The sequence below is a fragment of the Rathayibacter sp. Leaf296 genome (genome assembly GCF_001423045.1).
Lineage (GTDB): Bacteria > Actinomycetota > Actinomycetes > Actinomycetales > Microbacteriaceae > Rathayibacter > Rathayibacter caricis.
On record NZ_LMNR01000002.1, the window covers coordinates 1,031,512 to 1,056,803 of the forward strand.

Here is a 25,292-nt window from a genome sequence, read left to right on the forward strand (position 1 = left end):
GCGGCGTGACGGCTCCGCCGGCTCGGGGTTCTCGGCGCCCGGTGCGGGTGTGGGACCTCGTCCTCACGATCGTGCTGCTCCTGGCAGAGGTCTGCGTGACGCTGCTGCTGACCTACGTCGGCCTGTTCTCGGGCATGGCGAGCGACGGCTGCATGGGGCGCGACGACTGCGACTTCACCCTGCTCAACTGGGGCGTCCTGATCGCGGCGGGCGGAGTGTGGATCGGGATGCTCGCCGCCGTCGTCGCGTCGATCGTGCTGCTGCTGCGGCGGCGGATCGCGTTCTGGGTGCCGATCGCCGGGACGGTGCTGTCGTTCGCCGCCACCGTGATAGGGATCTGGATGGTGACGGTCAGCACGGACTGACCGGCGCTCAGTAGCTGTCCCAGCCCGGCTCCCAGTCGGGCTCGTCCGGCGGCACCCAGTCATCCTCGGGCGGGGCGGAGGAGACGGGCGGGCCCGAGGTGCGCTCGGAGGAGGCGCCGCCGAACGCGGGGCGCGCGCCCTTCGACGCGGCACCGCCGGAGCGGGCGGCACCCGAGCGCGCGGGTCGCCGGGGAGCGGGCTCCTCCTGGTTCGCGTCGGGCTCGGCGATCTCGGGGGTCTCGCCGGCGACGACGGCGAGCACCGCGGCTCCGTAGGTCAGGAGCTTCTTCTGGCCGACGCCGCCGATGATGCTGAGCGCGTCGATCGTGGCGGGCTCGGCGGTCGCGATCTCGCGGAGGGTGGCGTCGTTGAAGACGATGTAGGCGGGCACCGACTGGGCACGGGCCTGCGCCGCCCGCCACTCGCGGAGGCGCTCGAACAGCGGCTGCGCCTCGGTCGGGAGATCGGACACGGTCGAGCGCCCGGAGCGCGAGGAACCGCTCGAGCGGGCGGGCTTCTCGGGCTCCTGCCGCAGCTCGACCTTCCGCTCGCCGCTGAGGACGGAGCCGGACGCCGGAGTGATGACGAGCGTGCCGAAGCCGTCGTCGTTCACGCCGAGCAGACCCTGCGCGAGCAGCTGGCGCGCGACTCCGCGCCACTGGGTGTCGCTGAGGTCGGCGCCGATGCCCCAGGTCGACAGCGCGTCGTGGCCGTGCTGGGTGGTGCGCGGGGTGGTCTTGCCGCGGAGGATGTCGATGACGTGGCCGGCGCCGAACTGCTGGTTGCGCTCGCGCTTGAGCCGCACGACGGTCGAGAGGAACTTCTGCGCGGCGACCGTGCCGTCCCACGAGGCGGGCGGCTCGAGGCAGGTGTCGCAGTTGCCGCAGGCCGTGCTCTCCTGGCCGAAGTAGGCGAGCAGGTTCACACGGCGGCACTGCACGGTCTCGGACAGCGCGAGCATCGCGTCGAGGTGGGCGGACATCCGTCGGCGGTGGGCGAGATCGCCCGGCGACTCGTCGATCATGCGGCGCTGCTGCACGACGTCCTGCAGGCCGTAGGCGAGCCACGCGGTGGACGGGAGGCCGTCGCGGCCGGCGCGGCCCGTCTCCTGGTAGTAGCCCTCGACCGACTTGGGCAGGTCGATGTGCGCGACGAAGCGGACGTCGGGCTTATCGATGCCCATGCCGAACGCGATGGTGGCGCAGACGATCACTCCCTCCTCGCGGAGGAAGCGCGACTGCGCGGCGGCGCGGACGCGGGAGTCGAGACCGGCGTGGTACGCGACCGCGTCGAAGCCGGCGGTGCGCAGGGCCTCTGCCGTGGCCTCGACGCTCTTGCGCGACAACGCGTAGACGATGCCGGCGTCGTCGGCGTGCTCGCGGCGGAGGAAGTCGATCAGCTGCTTGCGCGGCTCGACCTTGTTGACGATCCGGTACTGGATGTTGGGCCGGTCGAAGCTCGAGACGAAGTGCCGGGCCTCGCCCATGTGCAGCCGCGTGGTGATCTCGCGGTGCGTCGCCTCGGTGGCCGTGGCGGTGAGCGCGATGCGCGGGACGTCGGGCCAGCGCTCGGCCAGCTCGCCGAGTGCGAGGTAGTCGGGCCGGAAGTCGTGGCCCCACTGGCTCACGCAGTGCGCCTCGTCGATCGCGAAGAGGGCGATGCGGCCGCGGGCGAGGAACTGCTTCATGCCCTCGTTGCCGAGGCGCTCGGGGGCCACGTAGAGCAGGTCGAGCTCGCTGTCGAGGTACGCGCGCTCGACGCGGGCGCGCTCACCCGGGTCCTGGGTGGAGTTGAGGAACTCGGCCCGGACGCCGTTGGCGCGCAGGGCGTCGACCTGGTCCTGCATGAGGGCGATGAGGGGCGAGACGACCACTCCGGTGCCCTCGCGGACGATCGACGGGATCTGGTAGCACAGCGACTTGCCGCCGCCTGTGGGCATCAGGACGACCGCGTCGCCGCCTCCGATGACCTGCTCGACGATCTGCTCCTGCTCGCCGCGGAAGGAGGAGTAGCCGAAGACGCGCTCGAGGATCGCCTGCGCGGGGGTCTGAGTACCGGGCTGCTCGGCGAGCGGGAGGGCGGTCGCGGTGGGCTCTGTCACCCGGGGAACTCTACCCGCCGCCTCCGACGCGACTCCGGGTCCGGCGGAGGCTGGGGAGAGTGGGCGGAACGCGCGGAGGGGGAGGACTCAGAGCTCGGTGACGGTCTTCGTGTCGCCGTCCCAGAAGCGCACGCCCGCGAGGCCGACCGTGAACGGCTCGCCCAGCAGCGGGACGGCCTCGGCGAGCTGCTCGGCGCGGAGGCGGCGCGAGACGCTCACGTGCGGTGTCCACGACTCCGGGAGCGAGGTGGGGACGCCTCCCGGGACCGCGGCGACCGTGCGCCGGTGCAGCGCGTCGAGGGCGGGCGAGCGGACGACGCCCCAGGCGAGCACGAAGCGGCCCGCGTGCGGGAAGAGGAGGACGGCGCCGAGGTCGACGGCCGCGGGGAGCACGCCGAGGGCGCCGGCGGCCGGGCAGGGCAGCTCGGGGCCGGCGACGAGCGTGATGTGGGGGCGGTTGCTGTCGGAGCGGTGCAGGGCGAGGCTCGGGATCTCGGCGGCCTCGAGCGCCTCCCACTGACCGCGGACGCGCGACTCGGACTCGGGGTCGAGCAGGAGTTCGACGCTGCGCATGCGTCCATCCTGCCGCGGCGGGCGGAGGCGGGCTCGGGCTCGCCGTTCCGCAGAAGTTGCGGTAACGGCGCGCGCTTCCCGCAACTTCTGGAGGATCGACGGGCCCGAGGACGGACGACGACGTCGAGTCGGCAGGAGTCGTCGTAGTGGAGCTCGAGTACGACGAATTTCGAGGAGTCGGCGGGATGGGAGGGGCGGGCGCCTCTGCGCCGCCCTGCTTCCGCAGAAGTTGCGGTGACGGCGCGCGCTTCCCGCAACTTCTGGAGGATCGACGGGCCCGAGGACAGACGACGACGTCGAGTGCGCAGGAGTCGTCGTAGTGGAGTCCGAGTACGACGACTTTCGAGGAGTCGGCGGCCGGGCGGCGCGTCAGCCGACCGTCACCAGGGTGGCGAAGAGCTCCGGGGCGCGGCGGTCGACGATGCGGCCACCGAGGCGGATGCCGAGCACGGCGAGCAGGCCGCCGACGACGACGGCGAGCGCCAGCGACACCAGTCCGAGCGCGACATCGTCGCCGACCAGCGCGATCGCGCCGACGACGATCGACGGGAGAGACAGCAGCGCGGTCGCGCCCATGCTGGCGAGCATCACGACGCTCGAGATCATGCCCGAGCCCGGCGGCGTCTTGAGCGGGCTGTCGCCCGGCGCGGGCACGGGGTAGACGACCAGCGCGGAGGCGATGCTCGACACTCCGAAGCCGCTCAGCACGAGGGCGAGCGAGAGTCCCAGGATCGCGGGGATCGCCTCCGGACGCCCCGCGTAGACGCAGGTGCCGACGGCGACGATCACCACGGCGGGGACGCCCACGATCGCGGCGGCGATGACGCGGCCGGCGCGGTCGGCCGCCCCCGTCACTCCGGCGCTGACGTGCGCGGCCCACGCGGTGCCGTCGTAGGAGACGTCGGCGCAGAGGGTCACTCCGAAGATCAGGCCGATGAAGACGGCCGAGAAGATCGCGATGGTGCTCCCTCCGCCTCCGATCGCGCCGTAGAAGACCGTGAGGACGACGATCGCCGGCACGACGAGCAGACCGCGGCTGTAGCGCGGGTCGCGCCACCAGTAGCCGAGGGCGCGGGCGGCGATCGCGCCGGTCGGGGTGCCGGGGAAGCGGCCGAACAGGCCGATGCCGGCCGATCCGGAGGCGGTGCCGGACGCGGAGGCGGCGGGCTCGCGCAGGGCGCGGCGCAGCGCCCGCGACCAGGCCCACACGACGACGGCGAGGGTGGCGACCCCGATCGCGAAGCGGGCGAGCGCGGCGAGCCACTCCCCCGCGACGATCGAGCCGGGGACCGCCCAGATCGCGCCGAGCGGCGACCAGCCCAGGGCCGAGGCGACCACGGGCAGCACGTCGATGCCGTCGCGGACCACGTTCATCACTCCGATGAGCAGGGGTCCGAGCAGGATCATGACGACGAGCACCACGCCGCCGATCACCTCGCGGTAGCGGCGGCTCGAGCCGAGGCCGGTGGTGAGCGCGCCGATCAGGCGGGACGCCACGACGCAGGTGGCGACTCCGATCGCGGCGCAGACGAGCGCGGGCAGGACGCCGATCGGCGCGCTCCACCAGGCGGCAGCGGTCGCGAGGGCGCCGAGGGTGGTGACGATGCCGGGGATGCCCGCGAGGCCCGCCGCGGCGAGGCCCAGCATCAGGGTCTTCAGCGGGATCGGGAAGGTGGCGAGCGTCGAGAGGTCGAGGCTCTGATCCGAGCCCGACACGAAGATCGGGCCCAGCACCCAGCCCAGCAGCAGTGCGGAGCCGCCGAGCACGATCGCGGCGTTCACGAGCGCGGGATCGGTGCCGCCGAGCGCGAGGAGGGCGACGACGACCAGGCCGAGGATGAAGACCGCGTACAGGCCGCCGAAGATCACCCCGATCAGCTGCCACACGTTGCGCGTGAGCGCGTTGCGCAGCAGGAGCAGACGCAGCCTCAGGAGATGCGCAACCATGCCGGTCCCTCCTGGTGGGTGCGGCCGCCGACGAGCTCGACGAAGCGCTCCTCGAGGCTCGAGCCCGCGCGCACCTCGGCGAGAGTGCCCGCGGCGAGGACGCGGCCGTCGGCGATGACGGCGACGCGGTCGCACATCCGCTCGACCAGGTCCATCGAGTGGCTCGAGACGATGACGGTGCCTCCGGAGGCGACGAAGCCGGTGAGGATGTCGCGGATGTTCGCCGCCGACACCGGGTCGACCGACTCGAACGGCTCGTCGAGCACCAGGAGTCGCGGGGCGCGCACGAGCGCGCAGGCGAGCGCGATCTTCTTGGTCATGCCCGCGGAGTAGTCGACGACGAGGGTGCGATCGGCCGGATCGAGGCCGAGCAGCTCGAGCAGGTCGTCGGCGCGCTGCAGGACCGTGGGGCGGTCGATGCCGCAGAGCAGGCCGTAGTAGGTGATGAGCTGGAGTCCGGTGAGGCGGTCGAACAGCTTCACTCCGTCGGCCAGCACGCCGATGAGGCGCTTGGCCTCGAGCGTCCGCGTCCAGACGTCGACGTCGTGGATCGTGACCACGCCCTCGTCGGGACGGAGCAGCGCGGTCGCCATCGAGAGCGTCGTCGTCTTGCCGGCGCCGTTGGGGCCGACCAGGCCGAAGAAGGAGCCGGCGGGCACGTCGAGGTCGATGCCCTTGACCGCCTCCTTGTCGCCGAAGCGCTTGCGGAGGCCGCGGATCCGCAGGGCGATCTCGCCGGAGCGGCCCGACGCGTCCGGGGCGGCCCAGGAGGGGGCGGCGGCGGGCCTGTCGGTCGCGTGGTCGTCGGGCGTGATCCCGTTCGTCCCGTCCATGAGAGTCCCTTCGGTGCATGACCGCGGGCCGCGGTGGGCGGCCGCTCCCTCCACGGTAGCCACGCAGAGCGGCGCGGGGCATCCGCCGCCGGAGGGATCCAGCGCCGGAGGGATCCGCCGCGCCTACGCTGACTCCATGCCCACCCTCCTCCTCGTCCGGCACGGGCGCACCACCGCGAACACCTCCGGGATCCTGGCCGGCCGCACCGCCGGGGTCCGGCTCGACGACGTGGGGCGCGCGCAGGCCGTCCGCACCGGCGAGCGCCTCGCGGCGGTGCCGCTCAAGGCCCTCGTGACGAGCCCGCTCGAGCGCTGCCGGCAGACCTCGCGCGCGATCCTCGATCGCCAGGAGGCGCCTCCGGAGCCCGTCGTCGAGAAGGGCGTCACCGAGGCCGACTACGGGCAGTGGTCGGGGCGGCACCTGCGCGACCTGGCGAAGGAGCCGCTGTGGGCGACGGTGCAGAACCAGCCGTCCGCGGTCGTGTTCCCGGGCGGAGAGGGGCTCGCGGCGATGCAGGCGCGCGCGGTCGCCGCGATCCGGAGGCACGACGCGGCGGTCGCGGAGCGGCACGGACCGGGTGCGGTGTGGGCGGCGGTCAGCCACGGCGACACGATCAAGGCGATCCTGGCCGACGCGCTGGGCATGCACCTCGACCTCTTCCAGCGGCTGTCGGTCGGACCGGCGTCGGTGTCGATCATCCGCTACGGCGCGGGACGGCCCGAGGTCGTCGCGATGAACACGGAGGCGGGCGACCTCGGCTGGCTGCGGGCGGCGGCGGCCCCCGCGGCCGATGCGCCGGTGGGCGGCGGGGCGGGCCACGAGTAGGCCGGGACCTCGGATCCCGATCAGCCAAGGCGCGGGAAGCGGCTCCTAGACTGGGGACATGCCTCTCGTCCACGCGTTCGACTGGCCCGACCGGATCGTCGTCGGCACCGTCGGCTCGCCCGGTTCGCGCTCCTTCTACCTCCAGGCCCGCACCGGGCCCCGCGTGGTGAGCGTCGGACTCGAGAAGCAGCAGTCGGCGCTCCTGGCCGAGAAGATCGACGAGATCCTCGACCAGCTGATGGCCGCCGAGGGCAACCCGGCGAGCGTCCCGGCCGGCACCCCCGCCGAGCTCGTCGACAACGAGCCGCTCGACCAGCCGGTGGAGCCGGAGTTCCGGGTCGGCGGGCTCAGTCTCGGCTGGGACCCGACGACCGCGCAGATCGTGATCGAGGCGTTCCCGCTGACCGAGGCCGACGAGTCGGCCGAGGAGGCGGAGCCCGAGGAGATGGTCGTGCTGCGGATCCCCGTGGGAACCGCGCGCGCCTTCGCCAAGCGCACCCTCGAGGTCGTGGGCGCCGGGCGTGCGCTGTGCCCGCGCTGCGGCGATCCGATGGACCCCGACGGGCACGACTGCCCGCTCGCATGAGCGACGGCGCGGAGCCGACCGACGGCGGGCTCATGGACGGCGCGCTCGAGCTCACCGGGCGGATCACCACGGCCTCCAACGCGACGTTCCTCGCGCGGATCGGCGACACGTCGGTGGTCTACAAGCCCGTGTCCGGCGAGAAGCCGCTCTGGGACTTCCCCGACGGCGACCTCGCGGGCCGGGAGGCGGCCGCGTACCTCGCCTCCGAGGCGCTGGGCTGGAACGTGGTGCCGCGCACGTGGCTCCGCGACGGACCGCTCGGCCCCGGCATGGTGCAGCTCTGGCAGGACATCGACCCCGAGCAGGACGCGGTGGACCTGGTGCCGTCGAAGGAGGTCGCCGAGGGCTGGCGGCACGTGCTCGACGGCAGCGACGAGCAGGACCGCGACGTCTCGCTCGTGCACGAGGACTCGGCGGCGCTGCGGCGGATGGCGGTCTTCGACGTGGTCGTCAACAACGCCGACCGCAAGGGCGGGCACGTGCTCGCCATGCCCGACGGGCACCGCTACGGCGTCGACCACGGCCTGACGTTCCACGTCGAGCACAAGCTGCGCACGGTGCTGTGGGGCTGGATCGGCGAGCCGCTGACGGCCGACGAGATCGACGCAGTGGGACGCCTCCGGAGCGCGGTGGACGGGCCGCTCGGCGCGGCGCTGTCGGAGCTGCTGCTGGACGAGGAGATCGAGGTGCTGGGGCGGCGCTGCGACCGGCTGCGCTCCTCCGGTCGGTTCCCTGCGCCGCGGGGCGGGATGCCCGCGGTGCCGTGGCCGCTGTTCTGAGGCGGACGGCGACGCCCGCCTAGAAGGCCCAGCCGCGGCCGAACATCTCGTCGCCCGTGGCGCGCCCGCCGTCGGAGCGATCGCGCGAGCCGAGGTAGGAGCTCACCACCGCCGCCCCCAGGTCGTCGGCCTCGGGGTTCACGACCGTGCCGCCGGCCCGCCGCGCAAGCGAGTCGAGGAACCGCGCGAGCCCGGGGTCGTCGCCGAGGCGGAAGAACGTGGTGTGCGCGCCGAGCCGCACGGAGGCGTCGAGCTCGCGCACCGAGACGGCGATGGTCATCGCGTCGGGCGGGTAGTCGAAGAAGACGTCGCCGGCGGGCTCGAGGTGCGCGGTCGGCTCGCCGTCGGTGACGATCAGCAGCACCGGCTGCGCGTTCGGGTGCTTGCGGAAGTGCCGGTTGGCCAGCAGCAGGGCGTGGTGCAGGTTCGTGCCCTTCTCCCACTCCGCGTCGAGGCCGACGAGCTGCTCGATGCCCATCACCTCGGCCTGGCGTCCGAACGCGATCATCTGCAGCTCGTCGCCGCGGAACCGGCTCGTGATGAGCGTGTGCAGGGCGAGAGCGGTGCGCTTCATCGGCACCCAGCGGCCGTCCATCGCCATCGAGAAGGAGGTGTCGACGAGCAGCGCGACGCAGGCCTGCGTGCGCGCCTCCGTCTCCTGCACCTCGACGTCGCCGATCTCGATGCGCACGCCGGATGCTGTCGAGCGGCCCTCGCCGGCCGTGCGGGTGAGCGCGTTGGTGATCGTGCGCGGGAGGTCCCAGGCCTCGGTGTCGCCGAACTCCCAGGCGCGCGTCGCTCCGGAGCGCTCGCCCGCGGCGCCCGCCCGGCGCACGTCGCGCGCGCCCTGGCGGCCCGACATCGTGTCGGCGATGTCGCGCAGGAGGGACTTGCCCAGCTGCCGCATCGCCTTCGGGCTGAGAGCGAGGGAGCCGTCGGAGCCGCGGCGCAGGGTGCCGGAGTCGCGCAGCGCCCGCTCGAGCTGCTTCAGCGTCTGCGCGTCGACCGCCGCGTCGTCGCCGAGGCGCCGGGCGAGCAGGTCGAGGTCGAGATCGTCGAGCTGCGAGCCGTTCTGCGACTGCGCGAGCTGCTCGGCGAGCGCGTCGAGGTCGGCGAGCTCCTGGAACACCCCGGTGCCGTCGCCGAGGCCGAGTCCCTGCTCGCCGTCCATCCGCTCGGAACCGCCCCAGTCCTCGCCGGGGCGCAGGCCCCGCAGGGTCTCGTCGAGCTTGCCGAGCGACCGCATCAGCTCGGGGGTGCCGAAGGCCTGCTGCGCGAGGGCGTCGAGCTCGTCGCGCTGCTCCTGGGTCATGGAGTTGCGCATCCGCTGCGCCGCGGCCGCCCGGGCGGCGAGGGCGTCGATCAGCTCGTCGACGGTGCGGGGGTTCTCGGGGAAGTACTCGCCGTGCTGCGCCAGGAACGCGTCGAACTGCTCCGGAGTGTCCTCGCCGCGGGCGTGCGCCTCGAGCAGGTCGTTGAGGTCGCGGAGCATGGCGTCGATCGCGGCGCGGTCCTCGTCACTCGCGTTCTGGAGGGCCTGCTTCATGCCGGCGAAGCGCTGCTCGAGCATCTCGGCGCCGAGGAGCTGCTTGATCCGCTCGAAGTCGGCCCGCGCCTCGGGGCTCCGCCACGCGTAGTCGCCGAGCTCGGAGACGGCCGCGGCGGCCGACGGCGGCAGGCTGTCGAGCTGGATCTCGGCGAGCGCCCGGTCGCCGTCGTCCATCTGCGTGTCGCGGGCCAGCTGCTTGCGCTCGGCGAGGACCGCCTTGTCGAGCAGCTCGCGGACCTCGCGGAGCGTGCCGTCGAGGTTGTGCTTCTGCGCGAGGTCGCGCCGGCGCTCGGCGACCCGCTGCCCCAGGTCGTCGAGACCGAAGGTGTCGCGGCCACCGCGACGGAGGAACTCGCGGAGGGCGCGCTCGGGCGAGGTGCCGGCCATGACGTCCTGGCCGATCGCCTCGAGGGCCTCGGCGAGGTCGACGGGCGGGGCCAGCGGATCCGGTCCGCCGCGGTACTCGGAGTAGCGCGCGTCGCGGTGCAGGCGGCGGTTCGTCCGGCGCGCCGGCTCAGCCATACACGGCCTCGCCGCCGCCGGTCTCCTTGCTCAGGCGGCGCGAGAGGTACAGGCCCTCGAGGGCCAGCTCGACCGCTCCGGCCCGCTGCCCCTCGTTCGTCGCGCCCAGGCGCTCGGCCAGGTCCTCGTAGACGGTGGCCTCGCCCAGCAGCGGGAGGCCGGCGAGGAACTCGCGCGCGGTCACCTGCTCGCCGGTCGTGATCATGGCGCCGTCCTCGACGGCGGTGACGAGCGGGCCGAGGTCGATGCCGCGCAGGTGCGCGCGCACCGTCTCGGCGGTGGCCTGGCGCAGGAGGTGCTCGAGGATCTCCTCCTCGCGCCCCTCCTCCCCCGACTCGAACTCGATCTTGCCGCCGAGCACGTCGACCGCGGTCTCGAGGTCGATCGGCCGCGCGACGGCCTCGGCCTCGCCCCGCCGGGTGGCGCGGTGCAGCGCGGCCGCGGCGATCGTCTCGGCGCCGGCGATGGCGAAGCGGGCGCTCACTCCGCTGCGCTGGTCGACGGAGCTCGACTCGCGCAGGGCCCGGGTGAAGCGGGCGAGGATCTCGATGAGCGCGTCGGGCACGGTCGCGACGAGGTCCGCCTCCTGCCGGATCACGGCGATCTCGTCGTCGAGCTCGGTCGGGTAGTGCGTGCGGATCTCGGCGCCGAAGCGGTCCTTCAGCGGAGTGATGATGCGGCCGCGGTTCGTGTAGTCCTCGGGGTTCGCGCTGGCGACGACGAGCACGTCGAGCGGGAGGCGGAGGACGTAGCCGCGGATCTGGATGTCGCGCTCCTCCATCACGTTGAGCATCGCGACCTGGATGCGCTCGGCCAGGTCGGGCAGTTCGTTGATCGCGACGATCCCGCGGTGGCTGCGCGGGATGAGGCCGAAGTGGATGGTCTCGGGGTCGCCGAGGCTGCGTCCCTCGGCCACCTTCATGGGGTCCACGTCGCCGATCAGGTCGGCGACGCTGGTGTCGGGGGTGGCGAGCTTCTCGACGTAGCGCTCCTCGCGCGAGCGCCAGGCGACGGGCAGGTCGTCGCCGAGCTCCTCGGCGCGGCGGATGCTCACCGTGGTGATCGGCTCGAAGGGGTGCTCGCCGAGCTCGGAGCCGGCGATGACCGGCGACCACTCGTCGAGGAGGCCGTTGAGGGTGCGCAGGAGCCGGGTCTTGCCCTGGCCGCGCTCGCCCAGCAGCACGATGTCGTGGCCGGCGATCACCGCGCGCTCGACCTGCGGGATCACCGTGTCGGCGAATCCGTGCAGCCCGGGCCACGGATCGCGGCCCTCGCGCAGGGCGTCGAGCAGGTTGTCGCGGATCTCGGTGCGGAGGCTCTTCTGCACGTGCCCGGAGGCGCGGAGCTGGCCGAGGGTCTGGATCGTCGGGCGCATCACGTCGGCAACGCTACGCCCGGGCGGTGGCGCGTGGCGGAGGTGTGCGGAAGTCGGCCGGGCCGGGGCCGTGGTCCACGGCTCGCGGCCCTCGTCCGGGGCACTTGCTCAGCGGGCCGCGCCGGAGTAGGTTCCTTGATGATCAAACTAGATCGCGCGCGACGGGTCACCCGACCTCGTCCGCATCCCACCCTCCCCGCGCATCCGAAGCGCCGTGGAGGGCGCACGAACTCTCAACCGGCCTCCCTGGATCTTCGGTCGGACCCGCCCCCACACCCCGAGAAGAGGCGCAGCCGTGCCCGAAAACGCTGCCACCGAGACCCTGACCATCCTCCGCGACCTGCTCGGCGCGCTCGAGACGCCCGGCGCCCTGAACCCCGGGTTCGCGGCGCACCTCGGTGCGCAGGTGCGCGCCGCCCTCGGCGACGAGCACGCCCTGCTGGTCTCCCGGGCCGCCTGAGCGCGGCGGGCGTCACACCCGCCCGGTGAAGGCGGTGCGGCGGCCGATGACCGTCAGCAGCAGGGCGAGCACTCCGAGCACCGCCATCAGCATCGGCAGCACCAGCGCGTCGAACGCGCCCAGGAGCACCGCGCCGAGGATCCCCGCGGCGAAGATCGCGAGGTTGAACGCGACCGGCAGGAACGCGTTCGCGACGTCGGAGTCGGCTCCGCCCGCCTTCGTCAGCGCGGCCTGCAGCTGAGCGGACGCGCCGCCGAAGCCGACGCCCCAGAGCACGGCGCCCGCGACGATCGCGGCACCCGAGTCCCCGGCGAGCAGCAGGAGCACGGCGGCGAGCACGAACACGGCGACGCTGCCGTGTAGCAGCGGGCGCGACCAGCGGTCGATCAGGAGCGCCGTGAGCGCGACTCCGACGACCGAGGCGATGCCGTAGACGAGGAGCGTCACGTCGGCGCCGAGGCCCGAGCCGGTCTCGCGCAGGTACGGCGCGATGTAGGTGTAGATGGTGTTGTGGGCGAGCATCCAGACGGCGATGACCGCGAGGACGATCACGATGCCCGGCTTCGCGACGACGCGGGCGAGCGGCAGGCGCGAGGACGCCTCCTGGCCCGGCGCGTCGGGGACGACCAGGACGATCAGCACGAGCACCAGGACGGCCACGAGCGAGAGACCGCCGAACGACCAGCGCCAGTCGAACGCGGTGCCCAGCCACGCGCCGAGCGGCGTGCCGAGGGCGAAGCCGAGCGGTGCGCCGGTCGAGACGACGGCGAGGGACAGGCCGCCGCGGCTCTCGGGGCTGATCCGGCGGCCGTAGGCGGCGAGCATGCCCCAGATCACGCCGGTGAAGGCGCCGGCGACGAAGCGCGAGACGAGCGACAGGGTCACGTCGCTCGACAGGGCGGTGACCGTGTTGGCGAGCACGAGACCGGCGATCGCGGCGAGGATCAGCGGTTTCCTCCGGAACCCGCGGGTCAGGCTGATCGCCGGCACGGTGACGATCACGGTGCCGAGCGCCCACACGCTGACGAACTGGCCGACGACCCCCTCGCTCGTGCCCATGCCGTCGGCGATCACCGGGAGCAGTCCTGCAGGCATCGTCTCGGCGGCGACGAGGACGAAGCCCATCGCGGCGAGGATCATCAAGGCGGCCCAGGGCATGCGCTCGGCGGAGGCGCGGGGCACGGTGGCGGTCGGGGCGGTGGCGGTCATCTCGGGGTCCTCACTCGGCGGTCGCGCGGGCGCGCTCGACGACGCCCTCGGTCGCGGCCCAGCTGGCGAGCAGGCGCAGCCCCTCGTCGGAGGGGCTGCCGGGGACGGCGGGGTAGACGGTGATCGAGTGCCCGGGATCCTGGTCGAGCTCGATGGCCTGGAAGGTCAGCTCGAGGAGCCCGACGACCGGGTGCCGGAACTGCTTGCGGCCGGCGTAGTGGCGCCGCACGTCGTGCGCGGCCCAGCGGGTCCGGAACTCCTCGCTCCGCATCGACAGCTCGCCCACGAGCTCGGCGAGCTGCCTGTCGTGCGGGCTGCGGCCTGCATCACGCCGCAGGATCGCGACGTTCACGTTCGCCGCGCGCTCCCAGTCGGGGTAGAAGTCGTGCGCGCGGGGGTCGAGGAAGATGAAGCGCGAGTGGTTCGCAGGGCGCTGCGGCCCGCGGTACATCTCGGAGTAGAGGGCGAAGCCGAGCGCGTTGGCGGCCAGCATGTCCATCCGGTTGTTCGTGATGAACGCGGGGGCGCCGGTGATCGCGTCGAGGAGGTACTGCAGCTCGGGGCGGACGGTCGCGGCGACCACCGCCGGGCGGGCGCGGCGGGTGGTCGGAGCGGCGGCGCGGGCGAGGTCGTACAGGTGGTCGCGCTCGGCGGGGTCGAGGGCCAGCGCCCTCGAGATCGCGTCGAGAACGCTGTCGGAGACGCCCTCCAGGTTCCCGCGCTCGAGGCGGGTGTAGTAGTCGACGCTCACCCCGGCGAGGCGGGCGACCTCCTCGCGACGCAGCCCGGGCACCCGGCGGCGGCCGCCGATCGGCTCCACGCCGGCCTGCTCGGGGCTGATGCGCCCGCGGCGGGAGGCGAGGAACTCGCGGATCTCGGCTCGGTTGTCCATGCCGGGAACGCTACGGGGGTGCCGGGCGAGGGTGGGAGTGTCTGCTGGAACCCGTCTCGGGAGAGCCCTGGCACGGCTGCGGACGCGCGTCTTCACTGGGAGCATCCCCCTCCGACCGCCGCGCGGATCGGAGGACCGCCGAGAAAGAGGAGCACCATGCGCGCCACCCTGATGTACGGATCCGGCGACGTCCGCGTCGTCGAGGTCCCCGACCCCGAGATCCTGGAGCCGACCGACGCGATCCTGCGCGTCACGTACGCGTGCGTCTGCGGATCCGATCTGCACCCGTACCACGACCTCGAAGACACTCCCGAGGGACGGCGCATGGGCCACGAGGCCATCGGGGTCGTCGAGCGGATCGGCTCGGACGTCGCCTCCCTGAAGGTGGGCGACACGGTGATCGTCCCCTTCGCCTGGTCCGACGGCACGTGCGCGTTCTGCCGCGACGGCCTGACCACCTCGTGCGTGCACGGCGGCTTCTTCGACGGCGCCGCGTCGGCCACCCAGGCCGAGAAGCTGCGCGTCCCGTTCGCCGACGGCACGGCCGTGGTGATCCCCGGGGGGACGGACGAGGCGCTCATGCCCTCGCTGCTGACCCTCTCGGACGTCTACCTGACCGGCCACCACGCCGCGGTGCGCGGGGGCGTCGGTCCGGGGAGGACCGTCACGGTCATCGGGGACGGCGCGGTCGGGCTGTCGGCCGTCCTCGCGTCGAAGCAGCTGGGCGCCGAGACGATCATCCTGATGGGCCGGCACACCGACCGCACCGACCTGGGCCGGTCGTTCGGAGCGACGCACGTCGTCGCCGAGCGCGGCGAGGAGGGTGTGGCGGCGGTGCTGGAGATCACCGGGGGCGAGGGGTCGCACGTGGTCCTCGAGGCCGTCGGGCACCTGCCCGCCTACGAGCAGGCGTACGGCGTCCTCCGCCCCGGTGGCGTCCTCTCGCGGGTGGGCGTGCCGCAGTACGAGGAGGCTCCGATCGGATTCGCGTCGCTGTTCGGCAAGAACGCGACGCTCACCGGAGGACCGGCGACGGTCCGCGCGTATCTCGAGGCCGCGATCCCGCAGGTGCTCGACGGCACGATCGACCCCGGGCGGGTGTTCGACCGCGAGCTGCCGCTGTCCGAGATCGCCGAGGCCTACCGGCTGATGGACTCGCGGGAGGCGCTGAAGGTGCTCATTCGGCCCTGACTCGGGCGGGCGCCCGTCGGAACGGGGCTGGCTCCCCGAACCGGGGGCCCGCTCGGTCGACGGCGGAGCCTCGAGGCTCGACGAGGGCGGGTGGTCGGGTCGTGACGCGGCGGCCGGTGGGAGTGGTCCAGTCCGCTCGGCCGTCGGGCTGGAGCACGTAGGTCCAGCGATCGCCGTGGCGGACGTGGTGGTGGCTCACGCAGAGCGAGGCGAGGTTGTCGAGCGCCGTCTCGCCTCCGTTGCGCCACTCGATGGTGTGGTCGGCGTCGGCGGTCGCCGCCGAGCGGGTGCAGCCGGGGAACCGGCAGGTCCGGTCGCGCAGCTGGAGCGCGAGCCGCATCCGCGGCGGGGGCACTCGGTGCGTGCGGCCGACCGAGAGGACGGTGCCGGACTCCGGATCGGTCAGGACGCGCGTCAGGGTGGCCGACTCCACCATCAGCTCCCCCGCGAGCTCGGCGGGGACGAGACCGTAGCCGTCGAGCTCCGCGGGCGTGTCGTCGTGCCCGGCCGCGGTGCTCGCGGCGAGGGTCAAGCGCACCTCCGCGCGCACTCCCGGAACGAACGTCGGACTGACGCCCTCGGACGCGGAGCGCGGGCCCGCACCGGTGACCTCGCCGTCGCACAGCAGGTCGGCGCACGCGTCCGCACGGAGCTGCGCGAGGGTCCGCTCGTCGCCGATACGGGTGCCCGCCTCGTCGGGAGCACCGTCGGGAGCACCGCCGGCAGCACCGCCGCGGAGGGAGCGGGCGATGCGGTCGAGGCGGTGGTAGGCGCCGAACGCCACGGTCGCGGGCAGCAGCGCGCAGAGGGTCGCCATGCCGTCGATCTCCGGGCTGATCCAGACGCTGCGGTCCTCGCGGGCGCGGGCGTGCCGCTGGGCGAGCGGCTGCTCGTGCAGCTCGTCCCGCAGCCGGGCCACGACCCTCCGCAGCTGCGTCGGCGTCGAGAGGAGCGCCGACTCGACCGCGCGCTCGTCGAACTCGGCTCGGGAGTCGGCGGGCAGCGTGCTCGCGACCGCGCAGATCACCTCGCCCGACTCCCAGAGGATCCGGGCCTCCGCCAGCGCGGCGCGGGTGCGCGGGAGGTCCTCGACGAGGAGCTGGGCCTGCTCGAGCAGGCGGGAGGCCGCCCGCTCCGAGACTCCGAGCGCGACCGCGATCTCGGCCCGGACGGACCGCTCGACGAGATCGCTCGCCTCGCTCCGGGACAGGCGGTCGCCGCGGGCGTACGACTCCGGAACCGCGAGCGCCGCTCGGTGCGCCGCGTGCAGCGCCACCGCCCTCGCGAGGAGCACCGGCGCGGTCGACCGCGCGAGGCGCGCGGCGAGATCGGAGAGGGCCCGAACCGGGTCGGTCCCGACCGGCGCGGCCTCGTCTGGTTCTGTCATACACGTATTCCATCAGACACCTCCGACATTCCCTCACCTCCGCCGCCCGGATAGGACAGGCGGGGTGCCGCCGGCGCCTGGGGAGGACGTTCGCCTCCCCGCGGGCGCCGGACGTAAAGTGGGGACATGCATGCGACGCTGCTATTTCTCCGCCCTCGACCGGTCACCGGTCGTGCAGGGCTGAGCGTGCGCGCGTAGATCAGTCCGCGCGCCGGGTCGGTCGAGGGGTCTCCCCCTTCACTCCGACTCGAAATGGACTGTCATGCCCTCCTACCTCTCCGCCGATGATCTCGGCTCCTCGCTCGCTCTCCGGGACCTGAGCGATCCCGCGCAGGGCGAGCACGCCCTGCAACTCCTCCTCGCCGCCGTCACGGAGGCGCTCGCCGAGACGTGGGGCGTGCCCGCCACGACGGTGCGCGCGAGTCCCCTGGTCGCCGTCGAGGACAACTACGACCGTCTCGGCTTCGACGTTTCCGCGGTCACCCGCGACCAGCGGTACTCGCGGTACGTCAGCGACACCGTGATGCTCCGCACCCACACGTCCGCGATGATCCCGCCGCTGCTCCGGGCTCTCGCCGGCACGGGGTCGGGCGGCGATCACGACCGCCTCCACGTGCTGCCCGGTCTCGTGTACCGCCGCGACTCCATCGACCGCACGCACGTCGGCGAACCGCACCAGGTCGACCTGTGGCGTGTGACGAACACGGCGCGGATGACGACGGCCGATCTCGAGGGCATGCTCGGCGCCGTGGTCGACGCGGTGCTTCCGGGCGCACGATGGCGAGCGGTTCCCGCCGAGCACCCGTACACGACCGACGGCTGCCAGCTCGACGTGCAGGTCGGGGGCGACTGGCTCGAGCTGGCCGAGTGCGGGCTGATCGATCCCGGACTCCTCCTGCGATCGGGGCTCGACCCGGCCGTCTGGTCCGGGCTCGCCCTCGGGATGGGTCTGGACCGCGCGCTCATGCTGCGGAAGAGGATCGACGACATCCGGGTCCTGCGCGCGAGCGATCCGCGCATCCTCGAGCAGATGGCCGACCTCGAGCCCTGGCGTCCGGTCTCGTCCCTGCCCGCGGTGCGCCGGGACATCTCGGTCGTCGTGGACCGCGACGACGACGAGGAGACCCTCGGCGATCGGATCCGCGCCGCTCTCGGGGTCGACGCCGCGGCGATCGAGAGCGTGCACGTCCTCGCCACGACGGCCGGTGAGCTCCTGCCCGACCGTGCTCGGGAGCGGCTCGGGATCCGAGAGGGGCAGGTCAACGCGCTCGTCCGCATCATCCTCCGGCCGCTGGACCGGACGCTCACGGACGAGGAGGCGAACATCCTGCGGAACCGGGCTTACCTGGCCGTCCACCGCGGGCCGAACCTCGAGCTGATCTGATCCGAGCTGATCCGTTCCGAGTTGAGCCGATCCGCGGCGGGCGGGCTCAGCCCTGGGCGGCGACCAGTTCGCGGAGGGCCTGCACGACGAGGGCGTGGTCGTCGAGGGAGGCGAGGCCCGAGACGGTGGCCGCAGCCACCACTCCGACGCCGCGCACGCGGATCGGGACCGAGCCTCCGGTGACGGCGTACTCCGCACCGAGCCAGCCGCGGGCCGACGGATCGGCGCCCGCCGCGGTGAAGCGGGCGTCGGCGAGGGCGCTGCTGGTCTCGAGGCGGAGGACGACCGCCGACTTGCGGGCGATCCACGACTCCTGATCGGGAGTGCTGCCGGTCAGCGCGGCGCGGAAGAGGACGAGCCCGGGGCGGCGGATGTCGACGGCGACCGCCGCTCCGGCCTCCCGGGCGAGTTCGGCGATGCGGGAGCCGAGCCGCCACGCCGTGTCGTGGTCGAAGGAGTCGAGCACGAGATCGCGCTCCTGCTGCTCGAGCTCGGCGATCACAGCGATCAGGCCCTCGGTACTGCCCTCGGCGGTGCTGCTGTCGGTCACGGTGTCCTCCTGCGCGTCGTCCCCGGTGAAGCCGACCACCTCGCCGCCCCTCGACGGTCGCGGCGCGCCGGAGGAGGCGTCACCGCCCCTCGTACTCGTCGTCGGTGATGTGCTCGGCCCAGACCGTGCTCTCGGCCGGATCGTCCGCGCTTTCGAACAGGGCGAGGTGCTCCATGAAGACGCCGGGAGCGCTCGCGTGCCAGTGCTCTTCGCCGGGCGGGGTGTAGAGGGTCTGCCCGGCGTGGACCTCGACGATCGTGCCGTCGCGAGCGCCGAAGCGCGCGACTCCCTGCGTCACGTGCAGGTACTGGCCGCGGGCGTGCGAGTGCCAGGCCGTGCGGGCGCCGGGAGCGAAGCGGACGCGTCCGAGCGTCGCTCGCTGGTCGGGATCGTGCGGTACGGCGAGGAGGTCGAGCCAGACGTCGCCGACGAACTGCTCGGGCGGGTTCTTGACGGTGGGTGCAGCGGGTTCGATGTTCACGAGGTCCTCTCGGCAGTGGCGCGGTCAGTGCGGTGATCGGAGCGGGAGCAGGCGCACGGTCGCCGAGGCCGGACCCTGCTCGAGCATGGGCGCGAGGTAGGGGCTGCCCGCGTACTTCTCGCGGTAGGCGGCGTCGACCGCGTCGCGCATCGTGGGGTCCGCCTGCTCGAAGGCGACCTCGTGCTCGGCGCCGGCCGCCCGGATGCGCCCGGCGCCCTGCTCGACAGCGGCGCGGTACCAGCGCGAGCGCTGCCCGTTCCAGGCGCGGACGACGAGATCGTCTCCGACGACGACCGACCAGATCCAGGTGGGGGTGCCGTACGTCGCTCCGTCGGCGCGGAAGGGCGAGACGTGCAGATCGTCGGAGGCGGCGATCGCCGCGAGGGTCGTCGGGTTCCAGGTCATTCGGAGCTCCTCGGTGTCGGGGGCGGGACGAGGCGCGGCGCGGCGAGGTCGCGACCGGCAGACGGCTCCTCCTGCTGCCTCGTCGCCCACCAGGAGGCCAGCAGCGTCAGCGCGTCGGCACTCGGCGAGCCGGGCTCAGCGCTGTAGATCAAGAAGTTCAGGCCCGGATCGCCCATCGGCTCGAACGCCTCGTAGCTGAGGTGCAGGTCGCCGACGACCGGGTGGTGGAAGAACTTGGCGCCGCTCGCGTGGTGGCGGACGTCGTGGGCACCCCAGCGCCGGCGGAACTCGTCGCTCCGGGTCGAGAGCTCGCCGACGAGGGCCTGCAGACCGGCATCGTCGGGCGTGCGGCCGGCCTCGGTGCGCAGGATGCCGACGCTGATGTCGGCTGCCGTCGCCCAGTCGGGGTGGAAGCGCTCGGAGAGATCGCGGCGGAGGAAGGTGTAGCGGGCGAGGTTGACCGGGCGCTCGGGCTGCTCGCGGGCGCCGTACTCGTCGGCGTAGAGCGCGCGGAACAGCTCGTTCTCGGCGAGGACGTCGAGGCGGCCGTTGCGGACGAAGGCCGGCGCGGTGGTGATCGACTCGACCGCGAGGCGGAGCGAGGGCCGGACTCCGACCGCGCGCCTCGGGCGCCGGCGCACCGGCGTGCCTCCGGACGCGCGGGCCAGATCGAACAGGTGGGCGCGTTCGGCGTCATCGAGCCGGAGCGCCGCGGCGAGCGCCTCGAGCACCGACTCGGAGGCTCCGCGGAGGTCGCCGCGCTCGAGGCGCGAGTAGTACTCGATGCTGACGCCCGCCAGCTGCGCGACCTCGCTGCGGCGCAGGCCCGGGACCCGGCGGACGCCTCCGGAGGGCAGCCCGACGCGGTCGGGCGACAGGCGGGCGCGGCGGGAGACGAGGAAGTCCTTCACCTCGGGATCGTGGGGCATGGGTTCACGCTACGTCGCGCCTCCGCTCTGCGGGGTGCCCTGCGGGAACACCTCTGGACAGAACCTCTCGCCCTCCCCCTGGGGAGGAGTTGTCTGGTCACGTGCGCCGCATCCCGCGCCGCGAGAGGATCGCTCCATGCGCGTCACCACGACCCCCACCGCCCCGTGAGCACCGTCGATCGCCCCGCCGGCATGACCCGCGGGCTCACCCTGCTCTTCGCGATCGCTGGAGGCGCGGCGGTCGGCAACCTCTACTGGGCGCAGCCGCTGCTCGGAGTGATCGGTGCGACCTTCGACGTCTCCCCCGGCTCCGCGGGACTGCTGGTGACGGTGACGCAGGTCGGCTACGCGATCGGGGTGTTCCTCCTGGTGCCGCTGGGCGACACCCTCGACCGCCGGCGGCTGATCCCCGCGCTGATGGTGCTGGCGGCCGTGTTCCTGGCGACGACCGCGCTCGCACCGGCGTTCCCGGTGCTGCTCGTGACGCTCGCCCTGATCGGCGTGACGACGGTGGCGGGACAGCTGCTCACTCCGCTCGCCGGCGACCTGGCGACGGACGAGCAGCGGGGCCGCGTGCTCGGCACGGTCGCCTCCGGGCTGCTGCTCGGGCTGCTGGTCTCGCGCGCGATCAGCGGGATCCTGGCCGATCTGCTCGGCTGGCGCTCGGTGTTCGGCCTCGCCGCCGCGCTCGTCCTGGTCCTCGCGATCGTGATGGCGCGCCGTCTCCCGCGCCTGCCTCCGCGCGCGAAGGTGCGCTACGGGACGCTGCTCGCCTCGGTGCTGAGCACGGTCGCGGGCAGTCGGGCCGTGCGCGTGACCGTGCTGATCGGAGCGTCGGCCATGTGCGCGTTCACGCTTTTCTGGACGGGCCTGACCTTCCTCCTGGGCGCCGAGCCGTTCTCGTACTCGGCCACCGCGATCGGACTGGTGAGCCTCGTCGGCATCGCCGGCGCGATCTCGGCGCAGCGGGTCGGGCGCCTCTACGACCGCGGCCTGTCGCTGCCGGCGATCGGAGCGGGGCTCGTCGTGGCGCTGATCGGCGTGGTGATCGCGGGCCTGGGAGCGACCTCGATCGTGGTCGTGCTGATCGCGGTGGCGGTGTTCTCGATCGGGCTGCAGGGTGTCCAGGTGCTGGCGCAGACGCGCATGCTCTCGATCGATCCGTCGGCGCGCAGCCGCTTGAACACGGTGTACATCGTGGGCAACTTCACGGGAGGGGCCATTGGATCGGCGCTCGCGGGCGTGCTGTGGCAGGCGGGCGGCTGGACGGCGCTGATGCTGGTCGCCGCGACGGTGCTGGGCTTCGGGCTGACGGTGTGGGCGGTGCAGCGCACGCGGGCCCTGGCGGAGTGAGAGGCGTTGCCGGGCGGACATCGCGCCGGCGAGTGGAGCCGGAACGGGGCCTGGACAGGCAGCTCACCCCGGTCAGCGCCCGGTCGTCGACGCGTATGCCCGCGAGTGGACCCGGGACGGGGCCTGACCGACCCGCACAGCCCGGTTCGCGCCCACTCGAGGACGCCCGACGCAGCGGCCCGCGGATTCAGCGCCGGTCGAGCCGCGGAGCGTCGGCCAGCAGCCGCCGCGTGTACTCCGACTCCGGCGCCCGCAGCACCGCCGCGGCGTCGCCCGACTCCACCACGCGTCCGTCGCGCATCACCGCGATGCGGTCGCTCATGTGCGCGATCACCCCGAGATCGTGCGAGATCAGCAGCAGCGCCAGCCCGTGCCTCCGCTGCAGGTCGTCGAGCAGGTCGAGGATCTGCGCCTGCACCGAGACGTCGAGCGCCGACACCGGCTCGTCGCAGATCAGCACGTCGGGGCGCGTGGCCAGGGCGCGCGCGATCGACACCCGCTGACGCTGCCCGCCCGAGAGGGTCCGCGGCGAGCGCTGGGCCAGCGCCGGAGCGAGGCCCACGCGCCCGAGGAGCTCGCCGACGTCGCCGGCGCCCGCGTCGCGCAGCAGGCGGCCGACGCTCCAGCGCGGGTCGAACGACGACAGGCTGTCCTGGTAGACCGCTCCGATCCGCGGGCGGAGCGGGCGGCGCTCGCGCTCGCTCGCCGACGACCACGGGCGGCCGAGGAACTCGACGCTCCCCTCCTCCGGTCGCCGCAGCGCCAGCAGCAGCCGCGCCACCGTGCTCTTGCCCGAGCCGGATTCTCCGACGACCCCGAGGGTCTCGCCGCGCCGCAGCTCGAGGTCGACGCCGTCGACGGCGACCCGCACGCCTCCACCCGGGCGCGCGAAGGTGGTGCGCAGCCCCGACGCCCGCAGTACCACGTCGCCCGGGATCGGCGGGGGCAGGATCTCGGCGGACGACAGACGGGTGCCGCGGGGCCGCCCGGCGGGCACGGCGGCGACCAGGGCGCGCGCCTCGGGGCTCGACGGGGCGCGCAGCACGTCGGCGGCCGGTCCGTCCTCGACCACGCGGCCGTCGGCGAGCACCAGGATGCGGTCCGCGAGGCCCGCGACCACGGCGAGGTCGTGCGAGACCAGCAGCAGGGCGCGTCCGCGCGCCTTCTGCTCGGCGAACAGCTCGAGCACGCGCGCCTGCACCGTCACATCGAGCGCGGTGGTGGGCTCGTCGGCGACGAGCAGCGGAGGATCGAGGGCGATCGCGGAGGCCAGCAGCGCCCGCTGACGAAGTCCGCCCGAGAGTTCGCCCGCGCGGTCGCGCATCCGCTCGGCCGCCTCGGGCATGCCGACGCTGGTCAGCGCCGCGGCCGCCCGACGCGACCGCTCCGCCGCGGAGAGGCGGCCGTGCAGGCGCCACGCGTCGCCGATCTCGCGACCGATGGGGCGCAGAGGGTCGAGCGAGAGCAGCGCGTCCTGCGGCACGAAGCCGACACCCGCGCCGCGGAGACCCCTCAGCGTCCGCTCGGGCGCACCGACCACCTCGACTCCGCCGGCGCGGATGCCGCCGGTCACCGCGCCTCCGCTCAGCCCCAGCAGCGCCCGCGCCGTGACGCTCTTGCCCGAGCCCGACTCGCCCACGATCGCCACGCACTCGCCCGGCTCGACGCGGAACGACACTCCGTGCACGACCTCGACACCGTCGAACGCGACACGCAGATCCTCGACCACGACGGCGCTCATCGCGCTCCCCGCAGCCGGCCGCCGAGCACCGTGGTGGCGATCGTCGTCAGCACGATGACGAGTCCCGGGAACACCGTGAGCCACCACGCGCTCGCGAGGTACGTGCGGCCCGCCGACAGCATCGCGCCCCACTCCGGAGCCGGCGGCTCGGCGCCGAGGCCGAGGTAGCTGAGCGCCGACGCCCAGACGATCGCCTGGCCCACGCCCAGCGTCGCGAGCACCGCCAGGGGCGCGAAGGTGTTGGGCAGCACGTGCCGGAGCAGGATGCGGATCGGGCCGTGACCCAGGACGCGCGCGGCCTCGACGTAGTCGGAGTCGCGGATGCCGAGCAGCTGCGTGCGCAGGATGCGGGCGTAGCCGGGCGCGGTCGAGAGGCCGACCGCGACGGTGGCCGGGACCACTCCGGGGCCCGTCACGACGATGACGAGCAGCGCCAGGAGCAGGGCGGGGAACGCGAACAGCACCTCGAGCACGCGGCCGATCACGCCGTCCACCACCCGCCCGCCGAACGCGGCGATCACGCCGAGCACGGCGCCGAGCGCCAGGCCGATCGCGGTCGCACTCACCCCGATCAGGAGCGACGCCCCGGCACCCGCGATGACGCGGCTGAGGACGTCGCGGCCGGACTCGTCGGTGCCGAGCAGGTGGGCCGCGCTCGGGGGCGAGAACGCCTCGGTCGGCGCGATCGCGAGGGGGTCGGAGGGGGCGAGGAGCCCCGGGGCGAGCGCGGCGAGGAGCAGCAGCAGGACGAAGGCGAGCGCGACGATCTCGCCGAGGCGCAGGCGCCGGCGCCGGTCTCGTCGGCGCGCGGGGGCCGCGGAGGTGCGCAGCTCGAGCTCGCTCATGCGGCCGGCTCCGCGACGGCGCGAACGACGCGGGCGGGTGCGAGCCGCGGATCGACGAGGCGCGCCACGAGATCCGTCGCGAACGTCACGAGGATGTAGGCGAGGGCGGCGACCAGGACGACGCCGGTCACGACCGGCACGTCGCGCACGGTCACCGCCGAGAGCAGGGTCCGGCCCAGGCCCGGCCGCGCGAAGATCGTCTCGACGACGACCGCTCCGCCGATCAGGTAGCCGAACGCCCAGCCCGAGAGCGCGATGCCCGGGAGCACGGCGTGGCGCAGCGCATGGCGCAGACGCAGCCCCAGCTCGCTCTCCCCTCGGGCGCGAGCGGCGAGCACGAAGGGCGACTCGAGGGCGTCGAGGAGGGAGCGGCGCATCACCTGGCCGAGGAAGCCGGCCAGCGGGATCGCGAGGGTGAGCGCGGGCAGCACGAGTCCGTTCGGCGCTCCGGTGCTGACCGGGGGCAGCCAGCGCAGGGTCGTCGCGAAGACGGCGATGAGGACGGTGGCCAGCCAGAAGTGCGGGAGGGCGGCGGCGGTCAGCTCGAGTCCGGCGCCGAGCGCGGCGGCGATCCGGCCGCCGCGGGTCGACCAGAGCGCGGTCGCGAGGGCGAGGATCCACGCGAGGGCGAGCGCGAGGACGGCCAGCAGCAGCGTGCCCGGCAGCTGCTGCCCGAGCAGCTCGACGACCGGGACGCGCAGGGAGTAGGAGGTGCCGAGGTCGCCCTGCGCGAGCCGGCCGAGCTGGGTGAGGTACTGCAGGAGGAGCGGCTGGTCGAGTCCGTACTCCTCGCGGACCGCGGCGAGCGCCTCGGCCGACGCCTGCGAGCCGGGTCCGCCGAGGATCGCCTGCGCCGGGTCGCCGGGGATCAGGCGGATGAGGAAGAAGACGGCCGTCGCGACGGCCCAGAGCACGACGACGGCGCCGCCCAGGCGGAGGAGGACGCGGCGGATCATGCGGGGTGCTCCTTCCGAAGGGGGTCACAGGACCAGGATGCCTCGTGCTGACC

24 protein-coding genes are annotated in these 25,292 nt (G+C 73.8%); 8 read left to right on the plus strand and 16 right to left on the minus strand.

From position 1 onward, the window contains the following. The first annotated feature begins 41 nt into the window (after positions 1-41). Entirely contained in the window at positions 42-365 is a 324-nt protein-coding gene (locus ASF46_RS15050; RefSeq protein ID WP_157602579.1) for a hypothetical protein, read from the plus strand. A gap of 7 nt (positions 366-372) precedes the next feature. On the opposite strand, the gene recQ is transcribed toward ASF46_RS15050, so the two are convergent. The 4 genes from recQ to ASF46_RS15070 all read right to left on the minus strand — a co-directional run bounded on the left by recQ (position 373) and on the right by ASF46_RS15070 (position 5,819). Next, the gene (recQ, locus tag ASF46_RS15055) at positions 373-2,466 is read right to left on the minus strand and encodes a DNA helicase RecQ (RefSeq protein WP_056868293.1); all 2,094 of its coding nucleotides are present in this window, start codon (positions 2,464-2,466) and stop codon (positions 373-375) included. An 87-nt stretch (positions 2,467-2,553) separates the two neighbouring features. Then, positions 2,554-3,039, minus strand: a complete 486-nt coding sequence (locus ASF46_RS15060) for a 2'-5' RNA ligase family protein (protein WP_056868294.1) — start codon at positions 3,037-3,039, stop codon at positions 2,554-2,556. Between the two features lie 369 nt (positions 3,040-3,408). Further along, positions 3,409-4,986, minus strand: a complete 1,578-nt coding sequence (locus ASF46_RS15065) for a hypothetical protein (protein ID WP_056868295.1) — start codon at positions 4,984-4,986, stop codon at positions 3,409-3,411. Next, positions 4,968-5,819: an ABC transporter ATP-binding protein gene (locus ASF46_RS15070; protein WP_082485538.1), complete on the minus strand. Its 852-nt coding sequence runs from the start codon at positions 5,817-5,819 to the stop codon at positions 4,968-4,970. The genes ASF46_RS15065 and ASF46_RS15070 overlap by 19 nt, the downstream gene beginning before the upstream one ends. A 136-nt stretch (positions 5,820-5,955) precedes the next feature. Between ASF46_RS15070 and ASF46_RS15075 the strand changes: the two genes are divergently transcribed. Genes ASF46_RS15075 through ASF46_RS15085 form a run of 3 tightly spaced genes read left to right on the plus strand, consistent with a single transcriptional unit; the run spans position 5,956 to position 8,010 of the window. Continuing rightward, positions 5,956-6,645 (plus strand): MSMEG_4193 family putative phosphomutase, encoded by a 690-nt coding sequence (locus ASF46_RS15075; protein WP_056868296.1) that lies wholly within the window; start codon positions 5,956-5,958, stop codon positions 6,643-6,645. A gap of 58 nt (positions 6,646-6,703) precedes the next feature. Beyond that, positions 6,704-7,231, plus strand: coding sequence for a DUF3090 domain-containing protein (locus tag ASF46_RS15080; protein WP_056868297.1), 528 nt, complete (start codon positions 6,704-6,706; stop codon positions 7,229-7,231). Then, a complete protein-coding gene (locus tag ASF46_RS15085; protein ID WP_056868298.1) occupies positions 7,228-8,010 on the plus strand; it encodes an SCO1664 family protein in 783 nt (260 codons plus the stop codon). Before ASF46_RS15080 ends, ASF46_RS15085 begins: the two co-directional genes overlap by 4 nt. A gap of 19 nt (positions 8,011-8,029) precedes the next feature. Here ASF46_RS15085 and ASF46_RS15090 read toward each other — a convergent pair whose 3' ends face one another. Continuing rightward, a complete protein-coding gene (locus ASF46_RS15090) occupies positions 8,030-10,081 on the minus strand; it encodes a vWA domain-containing protein (RefSeq protein WP_056868299.1) in 2,052 nt (683 codons plus the stop codon). Then, positions 10,074-11,456: a hypothetical protein gene (locus ASF46_RS15095; protein ID WP_056868300.1), complete on the minus strand. Its 1,383-nt coding sequence runs from the start codon at positions 11,454-11,456 to the stop codon at positions 10,074-10,076. Before ASF46_RS15095 ends, ASF46_RS15090 begins: the two co-directional genes overlap by 8 nt. Positions 11,457-11,751: 295 nt before the next feature. Between ASF46_RS15095 and ASF46_RS19200 the strand changes: the two genes are divergently transcribed. Continuing rightward, positions 11,752-11,916 carry a hypothetical protein gene (locus ASF46_RS19200; protein ID WP_157602582.1) on the plus strand — a complete coding sequence of 55 codons (165 nt, stop codon included), beginning with the start codon at positions 11,752-11,754 and terminating at the stop codon, positions 11,914-11,916. A 12-nt stretch (positions 11,917-11,928) separates the two neighbouring features. Here ASF46_RS19200 and ASF46_RS15100 read toward each other — a convergent pair whose 3' ends face one another. Together ASF46_RS15100 and ASF46_RS15105 are read right to left on the minus strand one after the other, a co-directional pair. Then, on the minus strand, positions 11,929-13,125 hold the full coding sequence (locus ASF46_RS15100) for an MFS transporter (protein WP_056868301.1): 1,197 nt from the start codon (positions 13,123-13,125) through the stop codon (positions 11,929-11,931). 10 nt (positions 13,126-13,135) lie between these two features. Next, entirely contained in the window at positions 13,136-14,017 is an 882-nt protein-coding gene (locus tag ASF46_RS15105; protein WP_056868302.1) for a helix-turn-helix transcriptional regulator, read from the minus strand. Between the two features lie 156 nt (positions 14,018-14,173). On the opposite strand from ASF46_RS15105, the gene ASF46_RS15110 reads away from it, so the two are divergent. Beyond that, a complete protein-coding gene (locus ASF46_RS15110) occupies positions 14,174-15,208 on the plus strand; it encodes a zinc-binding dehydrogenase (protein ID WP_082485539.1) in 1,035 nt (344 codons plus the stop codon). Here ASF46_RS15110 and ASF46_RS15115 read toward each other — a convergent pair. Then, complete coding sequence (locus ASF46_RS15115) at positions 15,195-16,595, minus strand: HNH endonuclease signature motif containing protein (RefSeq protein ID WP_056868303.1); 1,401 nt, start codon at positions 16,593-16,595, stop codon at positions 15,195-15,197. The two genes, ASF46_RS15110 and ASF46_RS15115, sit on opposite strands and share 14 nt — an antisense overlap. Before the next feature lie 262 nt (positions 16,596-16,857). Here ASF46_RS15115 and ASF46_RS15120 point away from each other — a divergent pair, with 262 nt between their 5' ends. Further along, on the plus strand, positions 16,858-17,979 hold the full coding sequence (locus ASF46_RS15120) for a hypothetical protein (RefSeq protein ID WP_056868304.1): 1,122 nt from the start codon (positions 16,858-16,860) through the stop codon (positions 17,977-17,979). Between the two features lie 46 nt (positions 17,980-18,025). Here ASF46_RS15120 and ASF46_RS15125 read toward each other — a convergent pair whose 3' ends face one another. The 4 genes from ASF46_RS15125 to ASF46_RS15140 all read right to left on the minus strand — a co-directional run bounded on the left by ASF46_RS15125 (position 18,026) and on the right by ASF46_RS15140 (position 20,344). Beyond that, positions 18,026-18,529: a heme-degrading domain-containing protein gene (locus ASF46_RS15125; protein ID WP_235576960.1), complete on the minus strand. Its 504-nt coding sequence runs from the start codon at positions 18,527-18,529 to the stop codon at positions 18,026-18,028. 79 nt (positions 18,530-18,608) lie between these two features. Continuing rightward, entirely contained in the window at positions 18,609-19,010 is a 402-nt protein-coding gene (locus tag ASF46_RS15130) for a cupin domain-containing protein (protein WP_056868305.1), read from the minus strand. A gap of 24 nt (positions 19,011-19,034) precedes the next feature. Beyond that, complete coding sequence (locus tag ASF46_RS15135; protein ID WP_056868306.1) at positions 19,035-19,415, minus strand: DUF2255 family protein; 381 nt, start codon at positions 19,413-19,415, stop codon at positions 19,035-19,037. After that, positions 19,412-20,344 (minus strand): helix-turn-helix domain-containing protein, encoded by a 933-nt coding sequence (locus ASF46_RS15140; RefSeq protein ID WP_056868307.1) that lies wholly within the window; start codon positions 20,342-20,344, stop codon positions 19,412-19,414. Before ASF46_RS15140 ends, ASF46_RS15135 begins: the two co-directional genes overlap by 4 nt. A gap of 165 nt (positions 20,345-20,509) precedes the next feature. Between ASF46_RS15140 and ASF46_RS15145 the strand changes: the two genes are divergently transcribed. Then, on the plus strand, positions 20,510-21,697 hold the full coding sequence (locus tag ASF46_RS15145; RefSeq protein ID WP_235576961.1) for an MFS transporter: 1,188 nt from the start codon (positions 20,510-20,512) through the stop codon (positions 21,695-21,697). 187 nt (positions 21,698-21,884) lie between these two features. On the opposite strand, the gene ASF46_RS15150 is transcribed toward ASF46_RS15145, so the two are convergent. Genes ASF46_RS15150 through ASF46_RS15160 form a run of 3 tightly spaced genes read right to left on the minus strand, consistent with a single transcriptional unit; the run spans position 21,885 to position 25,239 of the window. After that, positions 21,885-23,438, minus strand: coding sequence for an ATP-binding cassette domain-containing protein (locus ASF46_RS15150; protein WP_056868308.1), 1,554 nt, complete (start codon positions 23,436-23,438; stop codon positions 21,885-21,887). Next, entirely contained in the window at positions 23,435-24,283 is an 849-nt protein-coding gene (locus ASF46_RS15155; protein ID WP_056868309.1) for an ABC transporter permease, read from the minus strand. Before ASF46_RS15155 ends, ASF46_RS15150 begins: the two co-directional genes overlap by 4 nt. Then, the gene (locus tag ASF46_RS15160; protein WP_056868310.1) at positions 24,280-25,239 is read right to left on the minus strand and encodes an ABC transporter permease; all 960 of its coding nucleotides are present in this window, start codon (positions 25,237-25,239) and stop codon (positions 24,280-24,282) included. The genes ASF46_RS15155 and ASF46_RS15160 overlap by 4 nt, the downstream gene beginning before the upstream one ends. Positions 25,240-25,292: the final 53 nt, after the last annotated feature.